The following is an 18330-nucleotide window of genomic DNA, read 5'->3' as shown; positions in this document are numbered from 1 at the left end:
GTGCACTAGCCTCGGCCCGGGCTGGCGATAGGCGCGGCCGGTGGCATCCCGCCGCGACACTTGAGCACCCGCCACTGCACCGGGCGGGTGTCGATAGCGATGCGCAGTGCGGCCGGTGAAGGGTTGGAAGCGGCCTGCTGCGGTCGGCAGGCAAAGGCCAGGGTCTGGCCGGTTTCAGCGGCCACCTGCAAGCGGCGCAAGGCGCGGTCGTCGGCCCGCTGCGGCCAGCACAGCACCGCCGCGCAACTGCCAGAACGCAGGCATTGCTCGGCGGCCCACAAGGCCTCGCTGGGGTCGGCTTCGACTTGCACCAGCCAACGCAGGTCGACCCCCGCCGCCTGCCAGGCGGGTGCGTAGGGAATGAACGGCGGCGCCACCAGCACCACCCGCCCGCCTTCGGCGGTGAGGCGCGCGAGGGTCGGCCAGAGCAAGTGCAATTCGCCACAGCCGGGGCTCGCCAGCAGCAACTCACTGAGCGCTGCAGCCGGCCAGCCGCCTTCAGGCAAGCGATGGTCCAGGTGCGCATGCCCGGTGGGCTGCAGGCCCAGCGGGCGCGCCTGGGTTTGCCGGCCTCGCCAGACCCGGCGCTGATCGAGCAGGCCATCGAGGTCGACCACCGCGCCCATCAGTCACGCCTCAGCAGGCCGCAGAAGACCCCTTCGATAAAGAACTCGCGCTCCGGCCCCACCTCGATTGGCGCATAGGCCGGGTTGCGCGGCACCAGGCGAAAGCCCTCGGGGGTGCGTTGCAGGCGCTTGATGGTCACCTCGCCATCCAGCCGGGCAACCACGATCTGGCCATCCCGGGCATCGCCCTGCTGAAGGATGCCGACCAGGTCGCCGTCGAAAATACCGTCGTCGACCATCGACTCACCGCGCACCTTGAGCAGGTAGTCAGGGGTACGACGAAACAGGCTCGGGTCGAGCAGCAACTGTTCGTGGATATCCAGGTCAGGGCCGATCGGCGCACCGGCAGCCACTTGGCCCAGCACCGGCAGCTCGAGGATTTCCGGGCGGCGCAAAGGCTCGGCCAGGCGGATACCCCGCGCCTGGTTGGGCGTGACCTCGATGTAGCCGCCCTGGCACAGGGCAGTGATGTGCTTGCGCGCCACGCTGCGCGAGGCAAACCCGAAACGCTCGGCGATATCCGCCAGGCTTGGCGGCTGGGCGTGCTCGGTGATGCGTTCGCGGATGAAGGCGAGGATGGCGCGGCGTTTGGGAGTCATATTATCCATGGAGCACATTTGTACTCTTTTCCGTGCACACTGAACAGCCCCCTTCGTCGTCGGATTGTCTATCATGCCGAGGATTGACGTTTTCGCCTCTGGATACCTGATGCTGACTGCCCTGCTGTTCGACCTCGACGGAACCCTCACCGACACCGACACCCTGCACCTGGAGGCCTTCCGCCAGTTGCTCCACGCCTATGACGGGCGCCAGCTCAGCCAGGCGCAGTTCGATGCCCAGGTCAGCGGGCGTTCCAACGGCGAACTGTTCGCCGAGCTGTTCCCGGCGGCCAGTGCCGAGCAATGCCAGGCACTGGCCGAGCGCAAGGAGGCGTTGTTCCGCGAGATGTCGCCGCACCTGCAGCCCCTGCCCGGTTTGCTGCGTCTGCTCGAGCATGGCCAGGCGCAGGGCATCGGCATGTGCGTGGTGACCAACGCGCCACGCCTGAACGCCGAGCACATGCTGGCGGCCATGGGCCTGGAGCAACGCTTCGAGCATGTGCTGGTCTCGGACGAGCTGGCCCGGCCCAAGCCCGACCCGCTGCCGTACCTCACCGGCTTGCAGCGCCTGGGCACCGAGGCGGCGCAAGCGCTGGCGTTCGAGGACTCGCTGCCTGGGGTGAAAGCCGCCAGTGGTGCGGGGATCTATACCGTGGGCATCGCGACCACTCAGACGCCAGAGCGCTTGATGGCGGCTGGGGCGCAGTTGGTGATCGACGACTTCAATGACCCACGACTGTGGGCGTTGATCGAAGCGATGCAAGGCTGAACATCCTGGGGCCGCTGCGCGCCCCTTTCGCGACACAAGGCCGCTCCCACGCCGACCGCGTCATGCCCATCTTTACAGGGCATGCGCGGATACTGTGGGAGCGGCCTTGTGTCGCGATGGGCCGCAAAGCGGCCCCAATACAGGCAACAACTCCTTAACTGAACGGCATTGGTGCAAGCCCCCACACAGGATTGTGTTGAAGCCTCCGGAATCCGGGCGTTAACACGACTGCGTGGGAGCCGGCGAGCCCGGCGCATTGCTGTCATGACTGAACGCAGGCCTAGAGGCTCACGCCCAGCACCCGACGCAGCGACTCGCTGCGCTGATCGTCCGCCGCGCTGACCAGCGCGAAGTTGTAGGCGCCATGCGACCAGTAGCGCGCCTCGAGCTGGCCATCGGTGCGTTGGCCACTGGGCATTTTTTCAAAGCGCTCACCGGGCAGGCGCAGGAACAGACTGATCCGCTCACCCTGGCCGTCCTGGAACACCAGCAGCGCCGCCGGGCCCTGTTCATTGCTCAGCAGCCGTGCGCCGACCGGCTGAAAGCCGAAGCCCGCGAGGTCCGGCAATTGGCCGACGCGGTTGAAATGGCGGCCCAGCCACGCCTGCAACTGAACCGGATCGCTGGCCTGGATGTCCAGCGGGGTGGCCGCGACGAACATCCGGTGCGCCTGCACGGCATCGGCCATCGGCAGGTCGCTGGCGACCAGGGTGACCTGCCGCGCCTGCCAGCCGCCAAGCCCACCGACGCCCAGCGTCAGCAGCAACACCGCCGCCGTGGCCAGGCGCCGTTGCCGACGCTGGCGCAAGCGCCGGCGCACCTGGCCGAGGTCGAGTTGTGGCCCGCCCCCCAGGTCGCCCAGCCCGGCCAGCGCCGTGCGCAGCCGCCGGGCATCGTTGCGCCACGCCTCGATGCGCGCCGCCTCGTGCGGATTGGCCGCCAGCCACGCCTGCACCTCGGCCCGCCGGGCAGGCTCCAGGCGCTCGTCGACGTAGGCATGCAACTCATGCTCGGTAGGGATCAGGCGTGTCATTTCAGTCTCCGCAAGGCCGGGGGCGGCGGGCTGCCCTCGGTCAGTTCACGCAATGCGGCACGCGCCCGCGACAAGCGCGACATCACCGTGCCGATGGGAATACCCAGGGTCTGGGCGGCTTCCTTGTAACTCAGGCCCTCGACGCTGACCAGCAACAGCAAGGCGCGCTGCTCTGCCGACAAGCGGGCAAAGGCCTGCAGGTCGGCCTGGGCGAGGATGATGCTCTCTGTGTTGTCGCCGACCGCTTCGCCGCTGTCGTGGGCACCGCTGAACCACGCCAGCCAACGCGAGTGCAGGCGGTCGCGGCGCTTGCCGTCGAGAAACAGCCGATAAAGGATGGTGAACAGCCAGGCCCGCAAGGCGTCGGCCTCGCGCTGCTGGTCACGGCGGCTGAGTGCACGCTCGACGGTGCCTTGGACCAGATCGTCGGCGCTCCCCGGCTCGCGGGTCAGCCACAGGGCGAAGCGGCGCAAGCGCTGAAGCAGCTCGCGCCACTGCTGTTCATCCAAGTCGTGCATGGTCAGGTTCCGGCCCCCATGGGCAGTCAGTGTAAGGGGCAGACGCGTGGTCACGAAATCTATTCCATCTCCTGTGGAATAAGTTTCGCCCGGCTGCGTCGTACTCGCACATTCACTGACCCGGACCTCCACCATGAACACTCCCCTGCACGGCCCCGCCAAGGCCTGGCGCCTGGCCGCGATCGGCGCCGGCCTGCTGGCCGTCGGTGCCGGCTTCGCCTATGCCGCCGGCTGGATCGGCACCCCGGCACTGACCCCGCAGCGCATCATCGACACCTTCGAGGCGCAGGCCGGCCACCACCCGGGCTATCGCAAGAACCACGCCAAGGGCCTGTGCGTCAGCGGCTACTTCGAGAGCAGCGGGCTGGCCGCAGAGCTGTCTACCGCGCGGGTGTTCCAGCAGCCGCGGGTCGCGGTGATCGGCCGCTTCGCCATCGGCGGCGCCAACCCGTCCACCCCAGACACCGGGGTGCCGGTGCGCAGCCTGGCCCTGCAGCTGTCCAGCGACGATGGCCAGGTCTGGCGTACCGGCATGAACAACCCGCCGGTGCTCGCCATCAGCACTCCCGAGGCGTTCTACCAGCAGGTCCTGGCGATGACCCCCGACCCGGCCACCGGCAAGGCGGATCCGGCGCGGATGCAGGCGTTTTTCGCCGCCCACCCGGAAAGCGCGGCGTTTCGCCAGTGGGCAGGCGCCTACAAACCCAGCGACAGTTTCGCCAGCACGTCCTACCACAGCATCAACGCCTTTCGCCTGATCGACGCCGCCGGCAACGCGCATCCCGTGCGCTGGCAGGTCGAGCCGCAGACACCGTTCAGCGCCCTGCCCGCCCAGGTCGACGACAATCGCTACCTGCAGCACGACCTGCAACGCCGCCTGCAACAAGGCCCGCTGCGCTGGACCCTGCGCCTGGTCCTGGCCGAGCCGGGCGACCCGATCGACGACCCGGCACGCCAGTGGCCGGCGGAGCGGCGCAGCATCGATGCCGGCACGCTGGTCCTCGACAGCGTCGAGGCACCCGAGCAAGGCGCCTGCCGTGACCTCAACTTCGACCCGCTGATCCTGCCCAACGGCATCGAACCGTCCGCCGACCCGATCCTCGCTGCCCGTTCGGCGGCCTACTCGGAGTCCTTCAACCGCCGCAGCCGCGAGTCGCTGCACACAGGAGCCCGCCCATGAAACCGACTGCCTTCCACCCCCTGGCGCGCCTGCTGCACTGGCTGATGGCCGTACTCATCGTGGCCATGCTGTTCATCGGCGTGAGCATGGTCAGCGACCTGTCGCTGCGCCACCCGCTGCTGGTCGAGCTGCACAAGGCCACTGGCCTGGCTCTGCTGGTGCTGGTGGTGCTGCGCATCGCCCTGCGCCTGAGCCTGCCGCACCCGGCGCTGCCCGCCGACCTGCCGGCGATCCAGCGCCTGGCGGCGGGCGCCTCGCACCTGCTGCTGTATGCGTTGATGCTGGCCATGCCGTTGCTGGGCTGGGCAATGCTCTCGGCGGGCGGCTATCCGCGGCCGCTGCAGCTACCGGCGATCGCGCCCCACGACCTGCAGCTCTACGCCGTGCTGCGTACCGCCCACGGCTGGGCCGGCTACCTGCTGTTCGCCACCGTGCTGGTGCACATGGGCGCGGCATTGATGCACGCCTGGGTGCGCCGCGATGGCGTGTTGCGGAGCATGTGGCCAGGCCCCCTGCGCCGCAGCGAATGAGCACCGCCTGACAGCCCAAGGGTCGACATACGCAAATGATCATTATTAAGATCGTCGCTCTTTTCGTCGTACTGCCCTGGACTGCCCCATGACTGCCGCAAAGGATCCTGCTTCTCTGAAACCCGCCAGCACCCTGGATTTGCGTCCACTGTTGCTGGTGAACATGGCCTGCACCATGTCGATGATGGCCTTCGTCGCCCTGATCGGCCCGATCGCCCGCCTGCTCGGCCTGGCCACCTGGCAGGCCGGCGCGGCGGTGACCGTGGCCGGGGTGGTCTGGGTGCTGCTCGCCCGGCCATGGGGGCGCGCCGCTGACCGCTATGGTCGGCGGCGGGTACTGCTGCTGGGCAGCGCCGGCTTCACCCTGGCCTACTGGTTGCTGTGCCTGTTCATCGAAGGTGCCCTGCACTGGCTGCCCGGTGCGTCGTTGGCGTTTCTCGGCCTGATGCTCGCACGCGGCATGATCGGTGCGTTCTATGCCGCCTTGCCGGTGGCCGCTAATGCGCTGGTTGCCGACCACGTCGAGCCGCAGCACCGCGCGCGGGCGATGGCTTCATTGGGCGCCGCCAACGCGGTCGGCCTGGTGCTGGGCCCTGCGGTTGCGGCGCTGCTGGCCCGGCACAGCCTGAGCCTGCCGTTCTGGATCATGTCGCTGCTGCCGGCGATGGCGTTTCTGGTGCTGTTGTTCAAGCTCAAGCCGCAACCCTTGGCCCACACCTACGCGCCCAACCCGGTGCGCCTCGCCGACCCACGCCTGCGCCGGCCGTTGCTGGTGGCCTTCAGTGCGATGTTCAGCGTGACCGTGTCGCAGATCACCGTCGGCTTCTTTGCCCTCGACCGCCTGCAGTTGCCCCCCACCGAGGCGGCCCAGACGGCGGGTATCGCCCTGACCACGGTAGGCGTGGCACTGATGCTGTCGCAGGTGCTGCTGCGCCGCCTGGAGTGGCCGCCGCTGAAGATGATCCGGGTCGGCGCGAGCCTCTCCGCCATCGGCTTCGCCGCAGCATCGCTGGCCGGCAGCGCAGAGTGGCTGTGGGCGTCGTTCTTCATCGCTGCCGGCGGCATGGGCTTTGTCTTCCCGGCCTTCTCGGCGCTGGCCGCCAACGCCATGCACGCCTCCGAACAAGGCGCTACCGCCGGCTCCATCGGCGCCGCCCAGGGCATGGGCGCGGTGATCGGGCCGTTGGCCGGCACGCTGGTCTACGCGGTCGATCCGCGGCTGCCGTTCGTGGCCGTGGCCCTGCTGTTGCTGCTGGTCGGACTCTGGCCAATGCCCGCCGCAGCGCGCCGTTGACAAGCACAGCGCGTTGCCGCCGAGAGTGTGTTTTAATGCGTCGCTTATTATTTTTTACACCTCAGAACACTTTCACCAAAAAAGGCGGCTATGGACACGGGGACACGACTCAAACTGGTGCGTGAGCGCAACAACCTCTCCCAACGGGAGCTGGCCCGCCGCAGTGGCTTGACCAACTCGACCATTTCGCAGATCGAGCAGAACCGCGTCAGCCCTTCGGTCAGTTCCTTGAAAAAGCTGCTGGAAGGGATCCCCATGTCCCTCGCGGAATTTTTCAGCTTTGACGAGCCGGTGCGCGAAGAGCGCTTCGTGTTCCGTGGCGGCGACCAGCCTGACCTGGGCCGCAACGGCCTGCGCATGCTGCTGGTCGGCGCCAGCGTCGAAGGCCGGCAGATGCGCATGCTGCGCGAGCTGTACGCGCCAGGCGCCGACTCCGGCGAACCGATCGTGCACGCTGAAGGCGAAGAATGTGGCCTGGTCACCCGTGGCACCATCGAGCTGTGGGTCGATGGCCAGGTGAGCGTGCTCAACTCGGGCGATGGCTACTACATCCCCACCACCCTCGCCCACAGCTTCAAGAACATCGGCCAGGACGAGGCCGAGATCATCAGCGCCAATACCCCGGCCAACTTCTGACCGACGCCCTGCCCGCACCGAGCAGCCGCGAGGTCTACCAGTGCCTGCGCGATGCCGCGCTGGGCGTGCAGCCCCTGACGATCTGCGGGCGCCACGCCGATGGCCGGGTCGAGGTGCGCAGCGCCGGTTGGCAGTTGACCCTGGTGCTGGACCCCGAAGGCCTCGCGCAGTGCGTCCAGTGCCGCTCCCCGCAAGGGGTCGATGCCGCCGCCGATGCCTGGCAGCGCTACGGCACCAACCCGGTCGACCTGCTGAGCATCTGGGAGCGCGCCCAGCTCGAGCGCCTGCTGGCCCACGCCTGACTTGAATCGCCGCCGCCAGGCTTCTATAGTCTGCGGCGGCGTACTCCGACGCCTCCCGTCCGCGGAAAGGGCTGCGCCCAGGAACCTGCTTGGAACATCGCCCATGACGACTCCAGCCTGACAGCGGACAAGGCTCATCAAGGAGTTCGCATGTCTGTTAAAAACCTGCCCGACAACGGCCGGCTCAACCTCGAGCAGCAACGTAAACGCGCCAAAGAGCTGCTGCGCCGCTTGCGCAATGGCGCGCCCGACGCCCGCCTGCCCAACCTCTCGGCCCAGCGCCCCGCGCAACTGGCCGATGCGCAATACCTGATCGCCCGTGACCTCGGCTTCGTCAGTTGGCCCAAGCTCAAGGCGCACTGCGATGCCCTCGCCTTTGCCCTCGCCCACCCCGATTTCGTCGCCAGCGACACCCCCGACACCTGCCACTGGCGCTGTGGCAACGACATCCAGCACAGCCTGAAAGTCGCCGGCTTCAAGGGCCAGTTGCGCATGTATGCCGACCCGCTGTGCATGGGCCCGGTGCCGGCACTGGACGAAGCCAGCTACAGCGCCGTGCGCGCCAGCTTCATCAGCCATGCGTTCAACCTCGAGCCGCAGCAGGTGCGCCAGCGCCAGGACGATGAATACACCGCCCTGGCCCGGCTCGGTCAGCAGATGCCAGGGGTGCTCTGGTGCGAAGCCGATGCCTACGACCAGCTGTTTCTGGTGCGGGTGCTGGCCGGGCTCGAGGCGGTGCCGGCCAACCTCAGCCTGATCGAGATCGACCGGGTGCCGGGGGGTGCAGCGTTTTATTGGCATTGGCCAGTTGGCCCCGGAAGTGCTGGCCTGGCTGTGGCCGCAGCGCAAGCCGGTGGACGCGGCGATATTGCGGCTGGCCCGCGCTGCATGGGCGGCCTATCGCGCGCCTTCACCGCAGGCTGTTGCGGCGCTGGCACACACGCGCCATGAGGCGCTGCCGCTGCTGGGCCCGGCGCTGTTGCGGCAGTTGCAGGAGCTGCCCAGTGTGGTCGATGGCCTGTCGCTGACCGAGCGCCTGAGCCTGGAGATTCTTCGCGACCTGGGGCCGATGCCGATGGGCAAGGCGTTTGGCGTATTGATGATGCAGCGCGAGCCGCTGCCGTTTCTGGGCGACCTGATGTTCCATGCGCTGTTGCGGCCACTGATCGATGCAGAGCGGCCGCTGATTCACGAAGGTGAACAGCAACTGGCGTGGCCGCAGCGGGTTGTCAGCCTTACCGAGGAAGGTGAACGGGTGCTGGCGGGGCAAGCGTATGGCCTGGAATTGATCGGGCAGGAGCGCTGGGTCGGTGGCGTGCGCTTGGTGCCAGGCCAGGCGCATTGGGCGCTGGATGAAGCGCTGCAGCCGGTCTGGCGCGGCTGACGGGGTGGCCTCATCGCGGGCAAGCCCGCTCCTACAGGACCGCGCTGACATGCAAAAACGCGCGAATTAGCTGTAGGAGCGGGCTTGCCCGCGATGAGGCCATAACGGCTAAGCCAACGCCTGCTCGACAAAATCCAGCCGATCCTGGCCAAAGAACATCTGCCCCTCGACAAAACAGGTCGGCGCGCCAAACACACCGCGCGCCACGGCCTCCTCCGTCACCTGCTTGAGCGCTTCCTTGACCTCGGCCATACCCGCCAGCGCACGGAACTGAGCGGGATCAAAGCCGCCCTTGTCCAGCGTCTCATCGAGCACCGCCTGATCGCCCAGATTCCGCCGATCAACCCAAAGCGCCCTGAACAACACCCCCAGCAACGCCTCGAAGCGTTCCGGCGCGTGCAACTGGGTGCCGATCAGCCCGCGCATCAACCCCAGGGTATTGATCGGAAACCCTGGCGGCAGCCCGAACGGCACGCCATAACGCTGGGCGAACCGTTCCAGGTCGACAAACATGTATTTACCCTTGGCCGGCACCATTACCGGCGACGCATTGCCGGTCGCCTGGAAGACCCCACCCAACAGCATCGGCCGGTACTCCAGCCGCGCCCCACGCCGGGCGCACAGGCCAGGCAACTGAGTCCAGGCCAGATAGCTCGCCGGGCTGCCCAGGTCAAAAAAGAACTCGACGCACTTGCTCATGGTTCGATCCTTGTAGAGGTGAAGGGGCTTACCAGCGTTCGATCCACGGCCGCAGGTCGAGCTCGAATGTCCATGCATCCCGTGGCTGGGCATGCAGGAACCAGTAGCTGTCGGCGATGTGCGCCGGGTCGAGGATGCCGTCCTGGTCCTTCAGCGCATAGCGCTCGGGGAAGTTGTCACGGATGAAGGCGGTGTCGATCGCCCCGTCCACCACCACATGCGCGACGTGAATGTTACGTGGGGCCAGCTCGCGCGCCATGCTCTGGGCCAATGCCCGCAGGCCATGCTTGGCCGTGGCGAACGCGGCAAAATTGGCAGCGCCGCGGGTGCCTGCGGTGGCCCCGGTGAAGAGCAAGGTGCCACGTTCACGAGTGACCATGCGCTTGGCCACTGCCTGCGCGGTGAGGAAGCCGGCAAAGCAAGCCATCTCCCAGATCTTGAAAAACTTGCGCGGGGTCTCGTCAAGGATGCTACACGGCACGTTGGCGCCGATATTGAAGACGAAGGCTTCGATAGGGCCGATATCACGCTCGATGGTCTCGACCAGTGCCGCGACCTCGTCCTCGTTGCGCGCATCCGAGCCAAAACCGTGGGCCTGGCCACCGGCGGCGTGAATCTCGTCCACCAGCGGCTGGAGTTTTTCCGCCTGCCGACGGGTGACGCAGGCGATATAGCCCTCGCGGGCAAAACGCTTGGCGATCTCGCCACCGGTAGCATCACCGGCGCCAATCACCAGCACGACTTTGGGTTGTTCGGTCACGGCCACCTCCATTGATGAACGATCATTTAGTAAACGAACGCTATGCTATGATCGCCCCTATCGTCAAGCCAGCGCGCGGAGGTTTTTCGGATGCGCTACTCCACCGACCACAAGCAACAGACGCGAGACAAGCTGCTCGCCAGCAGCGGTGCGCTGGCCAAGCGTGGCGGCTTCGCCAGTACCGGCGTGGCAGGGCTGATGAACGCCATTGGCCTGACCGGTGGGGCGTTCTACAACCACTTTCCATCCAAGGACGACCTGTTCAGCGAGATCGTCCGGCAAGAGCTGAGCAACAGCCCGCTGGCACGCCTGGCCGAACGCGGCGCCGACCGCGCGCGCCTGGCTCGCTGCCTGGAGCAGTACCTGAGCCTGGCCCACCTGCACAACATCGAGGGCGGCTGCCCATTGCCACCGTTAGGCGTGGAAATCGCCCGTGCCGAGCGCCCGGTGCGCGAGCTGGCCGAGCATTGGCTGGTGGCGTTGCAGGCGGCCTGGGCCGAAACCTTGCAGGACTCGGCGCTCGCCTGGGCACTCATCAGCCAGTGCGTAGGCGCCCTTGTGGTCGGCCGCATGCTGGCCAGCGAAGCGTTCCAGGACGAGGTCCTGCAGGCCAGTCGCAATCTCGTTGGCAAGGTACTGGATGAAGCGCGCTAGCCTGCTGCTGGGCCTGTTGCTGGCCGCCCCTGCCCTGGCCGAAAACGCCTGCCCGCCTGGGCAGTATCAGGTGTGCCTGCTGGGCTGCTTCTGCGCGCCGATCGACCCTGGGCAGGGCGGGCAGATCCTCAAGGATGTCGAGCGAATGGCCTCCTCCAGCCTTGCCTTCGCCCTCCAGCAGGCCCGCGACGAGGCCACGGCCAAGGGCAGCGAGCCGATCCCGTTGCATATCCGCGCCCAGCTGGAAACCTGGTACGACTTCGCCGTGCTCGACGCGGCGCGCTACCAGGTCGGCGACGAGCAGCAGATCAGCGCAGCCAACGCGATGCTGCAGAACCCCGACGTCAACGCCGTGACCCTGATCGACACGATCATCTTCAGGCATGCCAAGGACGCCGAAGACAACGTCGCCCTGTGGGCGCATGAACTCAAGCATGTGCAGCAGTACCAGCAGCTGGGGGTGGACGAGTTTGCGCGGCGCTATACCCGCAACTATGACGAGCTCGAAGGCCCGGCCTACAAGATCGAGGCCGAGGTGGCCAAGGCGCTGCGCGAACGGCAGTCCGGGCAGGCCCGCTGACCGTCACACGGGGCTAGCCGGCCGCTCGGCCAAAGTACCCCGAAGGCGACACACCCAGCGTGCGCCGGAACATCGCACTGAACGCGCTGGGGCTGTCATAGCCCAGGTCCAGCGCCACCTCGAGCACCGACTGCCCTGCCGCCAGCGCATCCAGGCCAGCCATCAGGCGCACCCGGCGCAGCCACTGCACCAGGCTCAAACCCGTCTCGCGCTGAAAGCCGCGGGTCAGCGTGCGCGGCGTCAGCCCGCTGTGCGCCGCCGCGCGTGCCAGGCTCCAGTCCTCACCCGGCGCCGCACGCAAGGCCTCGCACAGCGCCAGCAACTGCCGATCAGCCGGGCACGGCACATGCAGCGCGAGCACCGGCAGCACGCGGATCTCGTCGAGGATCAACTGCATGATCCGCGCCTCGCGGCCCTCCTGCGGGTGATCCGGTGGGATGTCCATTGCGCGGATGATCAGCTCACGCAGCAACGGCGAGATCTCGATCACCTGGCACTCGCCCGGCAAGTCGGGCCGCACCCGTTGATCGACGAACAAGGTGCGCATCTGCACCGCGCCGGCCATCTGCAGGTCATGCTCGACCGCCGCCGGCACCCACACCCCGCGCCCAGGCGGCACCACCCAGCTGCCTTGGCGCGAGTTGACCGTGATCACCCCGCTCAGCGCGTGGATCAGCTGCGCCCGGTCGTGGCAGTGCGCGGCGATCCGCTCGCCGTGGCGGTAGTTTTCGGCAAGCGGCAGGATGGCGGGTCGGTTCATCAGGTTGGGTCCATGCAAGGTGCGGTCATTATTGCCGCGCTCCGTGCAACAGGTCGACCACGTCAACGGCTGCGCAGCAACAAGGCCGCCACGGCGCAGCCCAGCAAGGCCAGGCACGCCAGGTAGAAGGCATCCGAGTAGGCCATCAGGTACGCCTGCTCGCGCACGCTGCTGTCGAGCAGGGCCAGGGTCTGCATCACCTCGGGCGACTGCGGGTCGGCCACACCGTCCGGCAAGCGCTGTTGCAAGACGCTGTCGAACGGCGTCAGGTGCTCGCCGAGGCGCGCCGAATGAAACCGCTCGCGCTGCGACACCAGCTGGGTGAGCAATGCCGTGCCCAAGGCGCCGCCGAGGTTGCGCAACATCGAGATCAACGCCGAGGCCGAACCGGCCTGGGCCTTGTCCAGCCCCTTCACGGCCAGCACCGATAGCGCCACCATGATCAGCGGCTGGCCAAGCCCGCGCACCACGGTCGAGGGGATGATCACGTTACGGCCGGCATCCGCCGTCAGGTGCGCGCCCAGCCAACAGCCCAGGGCCATGATGGCGAACCCACTGGCCACCAGCAGCTTGGCGTTGAGCCAGCGCATCAGCCGCGGCAGCAAGGGGGCCAGCAACAGCTGCACCAGGCCGTAGGCGATCAGGCTCTGGCCGATTTCGCTGGCACTGTAGCCTTGCACCTGGGCCAGGTAGTTGGGCACCAGGAACACCAGGCCGAAGGTCGCGGCGCCGAAGATCGCCATGGCCAGGCTCGACACGCCGAAGTTGTAGCTGGCCAGCAGACGCAGGTTGATGAACGCCCGCGTACCGTACAACTGGCGCTGGATGAACAGCGCCAATGCGACCAGCGCCAGCACACTGCAGCCAACGATGAACTGCGAGTCGAACCAGTCCTTGCGCCCGCCCTCCTCGAGCACGATCTGCAGTGCGCCGAGCCCCAGCACCATGGCTGCGATCCCCAGCCAGTCGGCCTTGCGCAGGGCACTGCGGTCACCCGCCTGGCCCTTGATCGCACCGCCGACCGCCGCCAGCAGGAGCAACCCGGGCGGCAGTTGCAGGAGGAAGATCCAGCGCCACGAATACAGGTCCGTCAGCCAGCCGCCAATCGATGGGCCGGCCGCCTGGGCAACACTGTTGGACAAGCTGAACAGGGCCATGCCCAGGGCGATCCGGCTGGCCGGCAGTTCGGTAATGATCAGTTGCATCGACAGCGGGATCAGCACTGCGCCGGACGCGCCCTGGATCACCCGCAGGGTGATCATCGCCTGCAGGCTTGGCGCCAGCGCGCAGCTCACCGAACTGACCAGAAATACCGCCGACCCGACCAGCATCACCCGGCGCAGCGAGAACACCTGCACCAGCCACGCGGTCAGCGGGATCATGCTGATCTCCGCCACCAGGTAGGCTGTGGAAATCCACGAGCCTTCCTCGAAGCTGGCCCCCAGCGCGCCTTCGATTTCTGGCAGGGCGGCACTGGTAACGTGCACGTTCATGCCCGCCATGAAGCAGCCGAACAGGCCGCCGATCACGGCTATCCAGGCCCGCGTGGATACCTTTTCTTCAGTGCTCATCGACTGCCCCGCGGGTATCTACGGTGGCGGTCAGCGACATCCCGGCAAGCAACCGCGGCCGCTCGCCCGAGGTCGGCTCGAGGCGGATACGCACGGGAAAGCGCTGGACGATCTTGGTGAAGTTGCCGGTGGCGTTGTCCGGCGGCAACAATGCGAACACCGCGCCCGAGCCCGGCGACACACTGTCGACCTTGCCCTGCCAATGCTGGCCGAAGGTATCCACCGCCAGCACCACCGGCTGCCCGGGGCGCAGGTGCTCGAGCTGGGTTTCCTTGAAGTTGGCCACGACATAGGCCTGCTCCACCGGCACCACCGCCAGCAACGGCAGGCCGGGGGTCACGTACTGTTGCTGGCGGACCTTGCGCTGGCCCACCACGCCATCGAAGGGCGCGCGAATCTCGGTGTCGGCCAACGCACTGTGGGCCAAGGCCAGCGCCGAGCGGGCCTGCTTGAGGTCAGCCAGGCGTTGTTCCAGTTCGGCCTGCAACTCCTGCCCCTGCTCCTGCAGGACCTGCGTGCGCGCCTGCTGCTGGGCCAACTGCGCATCGGCACCCCGTTGCAGCGCCTGGGCCTGGATCCGCGTGGCCTTGGCCTGCTCCAGGCGCTGCACGCTGACCGCCTGCCATTGCCCCAAGCGCTGGTAGCGTTGCCAGTCGGCGTCGGCGCGCTGGCTTTCAGCACGGCTGCCCGCGCGTTCAGCCTCGGCATGGGCGATCGCCTGGCGCTGCTCGGCCTGTTGCGCCGCCAGGCCACGCAAGCGCATGCGCTGGACCTGCACCGCCGCTTCACTGACCGCCACGCGCGCCTCGGCACTGTGCAGGCGCTCACGGAAATCGCGCGCGTCGAGCCGCAGCAACAACTCCCCGGCCTTGACCCGGGCGTTATCGGCCACCCGCACCTCGGCCACGTAACCGCTGACCCGCGCGCTGACCGGCGCCCAGTCGGCGCGCACATAGGCGTCGTCGGTCTGTTCGAGAAAGCGCGTATCCAACCACCAATGCGCCGCATAGCCCACCAGCGCCAGGCCCGCGCAGCCGGCCAGGGCATAACGTCGCCAATGTTGGCGACGGCTGCGTTGAGCGTCTTCGAGGGCGACTTGCGGGTCGGGGGTTACCGCCTGATTCATTACCTGGGCTCCTTGCGGGTTGGGAGCGTCAGGGTATGCAATCGGCGCGTGTCGTTCGCACGCGAATCAGCCGGCTATCGTCGCGAAATGGACAAGCAGTGTCAGGGTTTCAGGAACGCCAGGATGGCGTCTGCCGTAGCCGCCGGGTCTTCTTGCATGAAGCAATGCCCGCCGGGCACCTGCTGTTCGCTCACGGCAGGATTGATCACCGCCAGCCGGCGCACCGAATGGGGCACGAACGGGTAGGTCTGCTGGCCATGGAGGATGCAGGTCGGCGTGCTGATGCGTCCCAGGTTCGCCCACATCCGCTGCGGGAACGAACTGAAGATTTCCACTTCACGGCTTGGCCGGCACTTGAGCACCACGCCCTCGCCGTGATCGCCGATGGCATGCTCGACGTAGGCCTGCAGCGCCTCGTCGCTCCAGCCTTTGAAGATCCCCCGACCCTGCAACGCGGCCAGCGCCGAGCCACGGTCGGGCCAATGGCTGCGGCGGGTCGCCGCCTTGCGCGCCAAACCATGGCGACGGTGCAGGCCCAGCAGGACGGCCGCGCCCATGACGCCGATCATCCTGCGGCTGAACAGCACCGGATCGAGCAGCACCGCGCGCTCGAACAAGTGCGCATGGTTGGCCAGGATCAACCCGCTGACCACCCCGCCAAAGCTGTGCCCAACGGCATGCCGGGGCACCTCGCCATACTCGCCTCGACCGGCCTCGAACGCCTCCACCGCCAGCGCGGCGGTGCGGTTCCAGCCAACAAAGGCGCCGCCGTGATCACTGTCGCCATGCCCTTGGGCATCGCTCAGCCACAGGTCATAGTGCTCGCCCAGGCGCATCAGCAACGGCTGGTAGACCAGGCTGCAGAAGCCGTTGCCGTGGAGAAAATGCAGCAGCGGCCGGCCACTGGCCGGCGAGCGCCAGCCGCGCAGGGTGAAACCTTCGGGGCAGTCGTGGGACCAGGGAATCAATTGCATCGGTCGGCTGCTCTCATCGCATCAGGAAAACGCCGATTCTACAAACAGCAGCGGGTAGAGGGAAATCACCAGCAGCAGGGCCATCAGGACATTGAACAGCATCAGCCAGCGCGGGTTCTGCAGCAGGTTGCGCAACGCGCTGCCAAACATCACCCAGATGCCGACGCTGGGCAGGTTGACCAGGGCGAACACCGCGGCGATGACGATCACGTTGAGCACATAGCCCTGGGCCGGCGTGTAGGTGGTGATCGCGCCGATCGCCATCACCCAGGCTTTCGGATTGACCCATTGAAACGCCGCCGCGCCCCAGAAGCCCATCGGCTTGCCGGTGCCGCGGGTACTGCCGGAGATCGGCCCGGAGGTGGCGATCTTGTAGGCCAGGTACAGCAGGTAGGCCGCGCCGCCATAGCGCAATACGGTGTACAGCGGCGGCCAGGCCTTGAACACTTCGCCCAGGCCAAAACCGACCGCCAGGACCATGACCATGAAGCCGATACTGATGCCCAGGGCGTGCGGGATCGAGCGGCGCACCCCGAAGTTGACGCCCGAGGCCAGCAGCATGGTGTTGTTTGGCCCCGGCGTGATCGAGGAGACAAAGGCGAACAGCACGAAAGCTGTCAGCAGGTCGAGTGAGGCAAGCATGGCTATGGTCCGCGAGATCTGATTATCGTCTGACCACAGTAGCCGAGCGCACCCCGCAGACCACCCGTACAGTTACCATAAATTATTCAGATACACATTTTTGTACCGTTGGCAGCCCCTCGGCAAGCACTGCGCCTAGCGGTTAAGATGACTGCCTCAGCCCAAGGACGCCCAACATGAGCCTCATCATCCGCCCCGCCGTGCGCAGTGACGCCGCACAGATCCTCGCGTTCATCACTGAACTGGCCGACTACGAGCGGGCCCGCCATGAGGTGGTCGCCAGCCTGGCGGATATCGAGCGCAGCCTGTTTGACGAAGGCAGCACCGTGAGCAGCCTGATCTGCGAGCGCGATGGGCAAGCGATTGGCTTCGCGGTGTACTTCTACAGTTACTCCACCTGGCTGGGGCGTAACGGGATCTACCTGGAAGACCTGTATGTCACCCCTGAGCAGCGCGGCGACGGCGCCGGTCGACGGCTGTTGCGGCACATTGCCCAAGAGGCGGTGGAAAATGGCTGCGGGCGGCTGGAATGGAGCGTGCTGGACTGGAACGCGCCGGCGATCGGCTTCTATCAGTCGCTCGGGGCCGAACCGCAGGATGAGTGGATTCGCTACCGCCTGGAGGGGCAAAAGCTGGCGCAGTTTGCCCGAGGGTAAGCTGTAGCCTGTGCTGGCCCTATCGCGGGTAAACCCGCTCCTACAGGGATCAGCGTGGCCCCTGTAGGAGCGGGTTTACCCGCGATAGGGCAGTAACAGACACTGCGTCAATGACGCTGCCACACCGCCCCGGCAACCTCCACGCGCTTGGGCAGTATGCGGTTGTCGAAGAACAACTCAGCCGTGCGCTGCTGCGCCGCCACGATCTCGGCTGTCACCGGCAACACCGGTGACGCCGGCCGATGGCTGAAGCTGCGCCGCACCACCTCCTCCGGCAAGCCCATGAAGCCCGCCAACAGCGTGATGCTGCCCGCTTCGTCACTGCGCGTCAGCGCTTCGGCGCGGCTGATCTCATCGAGCAACGCGCCCACGAATGCCGGATTGCCCTCGACATAACCGCGCGCGCCGAGCATGAACGGCCCGATCAGCCCCAACCCCTGCCCGTCTGCCAGCACCCGCGACTTGCCCTCCAGGTCGATGGCCGAATAGAACGGGTCCCAGATCGCCCAGGCATCGATGCTGCCGCGCTCGAAGGCGGCGCGCGCATCGGCCGGCGCCAGGTACACCGGCTGTACGTCACGGATGCTCAAGCCGGCCTTGGCCAAGGCCCGCAGCAGCAGATTGTGCGCACTGGAGCCCTTCTGCAGGGCAATACGCTTGCCCTTCAGCTCGGCGACGCTGGCAATCGTGCTGGCCTTGGGCACCAGGATCACCTCAGCCTGCGGCTTGGCGGGCTCGGCGCCGATGTACAGCAGGTCGGCACCGGCCGCCTGGGCGAAGATCGGTGGGATGTCGCCGGTCGAGCCGATGTCCAGGCTGCCGATGTTCAGCGCCTCGAGCATCTGCGGGCCCGCGGGAAACTCGATCCACTCCACCTGGGTGTCCGGGAAGCGTTGTTCGAGCAGGCGGTGCTGCTTGGCCAGCACCAGGCTGATCGAGCCCTTCTGGTAGCCGATGCGCAGCGCCGCCGGGTCGGCCGCCTGCACCGTGCCGGCCAGGCCGGCGAGCAACAATGCGGCAACGCGTAGAAACTTCAT

General features: G+C 67.1%; 21 protein-coding genes and 1 pseudogene. 10 read left to right on the top strand and 12 right to left on the bottom strand.

Annotated elements, in window-relative coordinates; genetic code table 11:
* Positions 1-5 precede the first annotated feature (5 nt).
* Together imuA and lexA are read right to left on the bottom strand one after the other, a co-directional pair.
* Complete coding sequence (gene imuA, locus CCOS865_RS07275) at positions 6-626, bottom strand: translesion DNA synthesis-associated protein ImuA (RefSeq protein ID WP_119139326.1); 621 nt, start codon at positions 624-626, stop codon at positions 6-8.
* Positions 626-1234 carry a transcriptional repressor LexA gene (gene lexA, locus CCOS865_RS07270; RefSeq protein ID WP_119139393.1) on the bottom strand — a complete coding sequence of 203 codons (609 nt, stop codon included), beginning with the start codon at positions 1232-1234 and terminating at the stop codon, positions 626-628. Before lexA ends, imuA begins: the two co-directional genes overlap by 1 nt.
* Before the next feature lie 100 nt (positions 1235-1334).
* On the opposite strand from lexA, the gene CCOS865_RS07265 reads away from it, so the two are divergent.
* Positions 1335-1994 carry an HAD family hydrolase gene (locus CCOS865_RS07265; protein ID WP_119139324.1) on the top strand — a complete coding sequence of 220 codons (660 nt, stop codon included), beginning with the start codon at positions 1335-1337 and terminating at the stop codon, positions 1992-1994.
* Between the two features lie 280 nt (positions 1995-2274).
* On the opposite strand, the gene CCOS865_RS07260 is transcribed toward CCOS865_RS07265, so the two are convergent.
* A complete protein-coding gene (locus CCOS865_RS07260) occupies positions 2275-3027 on the bottom strand; it encodes an anti-sigma factor family protein (protein ID WP_119139322.1) in 753 nt (250 codons plus the stop codon).
* Entirely contained in the window at positions 3024-3545 is a 522-nt protein-coding gene (locus CCOS865_RS07255) for a sigma-70 family RNA polymerase sigma factor (RefSeq protein ID WP_119139320.1), read from the bottom strand. The genes CCOS865_RS07260 and CCOS865_RS07255 overlap by 4 nt, the downstream gene beginning before the upstream one ends.
* A 133-nt stretch (positions 3546-3678) precedes the next feature.
* Here CCOS865_RS07255 and CCOS865_RS07250 point away from each other — a divergent pair, with 133 nt between their 5' ends.
* The 6 genes and pseudogenes from CCOS865_RS07250 (at position 3679) to CCOS865_RS07225 (ending at position 8871) form a co-directional block, all read left to right on the top strand.
* Positions 3679-4725: a catalase family peroxidase gene (locus CCOS865_RS07250; protein WP_119139318.1), complete on the top strand. Its 1047-nt coding sequence runs from the start codon at positions 3679-3681 to the stop codon at positions 4723-4725.
* Positions 4722-5255, top strand: a complete 534-nt coding sequence (locus CCOS865_RS07245; RefSeq protein ID WP_119139316.1) for a cytochrome b — start codon at positions 4722-4724, stop codon at positions 5253-5255. The genes CCOS865_RS07250 and CCOS865_RS07245 overlap by 4 nt, the downstream gene beginning before the upstream one ends.
* A gap of 88 nt (positions 5256-5343) precedes the next feature.
* Positions 5344-6549, top strand: coding sequence for an MFS transporter (locus CCOS865_RS07240; RefSeq protein WP_119139314.1), 1206 nt, complete (start codon positions 5344-5346; stop codon positions 6547-6549).
* Positions 6550-6639: 90 nt separating this feature from the next.
* Positions 6640-7185, top strand: a complete 546-nt coding sequence (locus tag CCOS865_RS07235; protein ID WP_119139313.1) for a cupin domain-containing protein — start codon at positions 6640-6642, stop codon at positions 7183-7185.
* Between the two features lie 8 nt (positions 7186-7193).
* The gene (locus tag CCOS865_RS07230; RefSeq protein ID WP_425272951.1) at positions 7194-7487 is read left to right on the top strand and encodes a DUF7693 family protein; all 294 of its coding nucleotides are present in this window, start codon (positions 7194-7196) and stop codon (positions 7485-7487) included.
* 150 nt (positions 7488-7637) lie between these two features.
* Positions 7638-8871, top strand: a pseudogene (locus tag CCOS865_RS07225) (DUF1835 domain-containing protein).
* 108 nt (positions 8872-8979) lie between these two features.
* Here the strand turns inward: CCOS865_RS07225 and CCOS865_RS07220 are convergent.
* Together CCOS865_RS07220 and CCOS865_RS07215 are read right to left on the bottom strand one after the other, a co-directional pair.
* Complete coding sequence (locus CCOS865_RS07220) at positions 8980-9570, bottom strand: 2-hydroxychromene-2-carboxylate isomerase (RefSeq protein WP_119139311.1); 591 nt, start codon at positions 9568-9570, stop codon at positions 8980-8982.
* Between the two features lie 28 nt (positions 9571-9598).
* Positions 9599-10330, bottom strand: a complete 732-nt coding sequence (locus CCOS865_RS07215; RefSeq protein WP_119139390.1) for an SDR family oxidoreductase — start codon at positions 10328-10330, stop codon at positions 9599-9601.
* Between the two features lie 90 nt (positions 10331-10420).
* Here CCOS865_RS07215 and CCOS865_RS07210 point away from each other — a divergent pair, with 90 nt between their 5' ends.
* Both CCOS865_RS07210 and CCOS865_RS07205 read left to right on the top strand, forming a co-directional pair.
* Positions 10421-10984: a TetR/AcrR family transcriptional regulator gene (locus CCOS865_RS07210; RefSeq protein ID WP_119139309.1), complete on the top strand. Its 564-nt coding sequence runs from the start codon at positions 10421-10423 to the stop codon at positions 10982-10984.
* Positions 10971-11564 (top strand): eCIS core domain-containing protein, encoded by a 594-nt coding sequence (locus CCOS865_RS07205; protein ID WP_119139307.1) that lies wholly within the window; start codon positions 10971-10973, stop codon positions 11562-11564. Before CCOS865_RS07210 ends, CCOS865_RS07205 begins: the two co-directional genes overlap by 14 nt.
* Before the next feature lie 13 nt (positions 11565-11577).
* On the opposite strand, the gene CCOS865_RS07200 is transcribed toward CCOS865_RS07205, so the two are convergent.
* The 5 genes from CCOS865_RS07200 to CCOS865_RS07180 form a co-directional block, all read right to left on the bottom strand.
* Positions 11578-12324 carry an AraC family transcriptional regulator gene (locus tag CCOS865_RS07200; RefSeq protein ID WP_119139305.1) on the bottom strand — a complete coding sequence of 249 codons (747 nt, stop codon included), beginning with the start codon at positions 12322-12324 and terminating at the stop codon, positions 11578-11580.
* A 62-nt stretch (positions 12325-12386) separates the two neighbouring features.
* Complete coding sequence (locus CCOS865_RS07195) at positions 12387-13895, bottom strand: MDR family MFS transporter (RefSeq protein ID WP_119139303.1); 1509 nt, start codon at positions 13893-13895, stop codon at positions 12387-12389.
* Positions 13885-15021 carry an HlyD family secretion protein gene (locus CCOS865_RS07190; RefSeq protein WP_119139301.1) on the bottom strand — a complete coding sequence of 379 codons (1137 nt, stop codon included), beginning with the start codon at positions 15019-15021 and terminating at the stop codon, positions 13885-13887. The genes CCOS865_RS07195 and CCOS865_RS07190 overlap by 11 nt, the downstream gene beginning before the upstream one ends.
* 101 nt (positions 15022-15122) lie before the next feature.
* The gene (locus CCOS865_RS07185) at positions 15123-15995 is read right to left on the bottom strand and encodes an alpha/beta fold hydrolase (protein ID WP_119139299.1); all 873 of its coding nucleotides are present in this window, start codon (positions 15993-15995) and stop codon (positions 15123-15125) included.
* A 21-nt stretch (positions 15996-16016) separates the two neighbouring features.
* Complete coding sequence (locus CCOS865_RS07180; protein ID WP_119139297.1) at positions 16017-16637, bottom strand: LysE family translocator; 621 nt, start codon at positions 16635-16637, stop codon at positions 16017-16019.
* 176 nt (positions 16638-16813) lie between these two features.
* Between CCOS865_RS07180 and CCOS865_RS07175 the strand changes: the two genes are divergently transcribed.
* Complete coding sequence (locus CCOS865_RS07175; RefSeq protein ID WP_119139295.1) at positions 16814-17293, top strand: GNAT family N-acetyltransferase; 480 nt, start codon at positions 16814-16816, stop codon at positions 17291-17293.
* A 107-nt stretch (positions 17294-17400) separates the two neighbouring features.
* On the opposite strand, the gene CCOS865_RS07170 is transcribed toward CCOS865_RS07175, so the two are convergent.
* On the bottom strand, positions 17401-18330 hold the full coding sequence (locus CCOS865_RS07170) for an aliphatic sulfonate ABC transporter substrate-binding protein (RefSeq protein ID WP_119139293.1): 930 nt from the start codon (positions 18328-18330) through the stop codon (positions 17401-17403).

Source organism: Pseudomonas reidholzensis, from assembly GCF_900536025.1.
In the GTDB taxonomy this organism is placed as follows: Bacteria; Pseudomonadota; Gammaproteobacteria; order Pseudomonadales; family Pseudomonadaceae; genus Aquipseudomonas; species Aquipseudomonas reidholzensis.
This window is presented reverse-complemented; position numbering and strand designations above follow the sequence as displayed.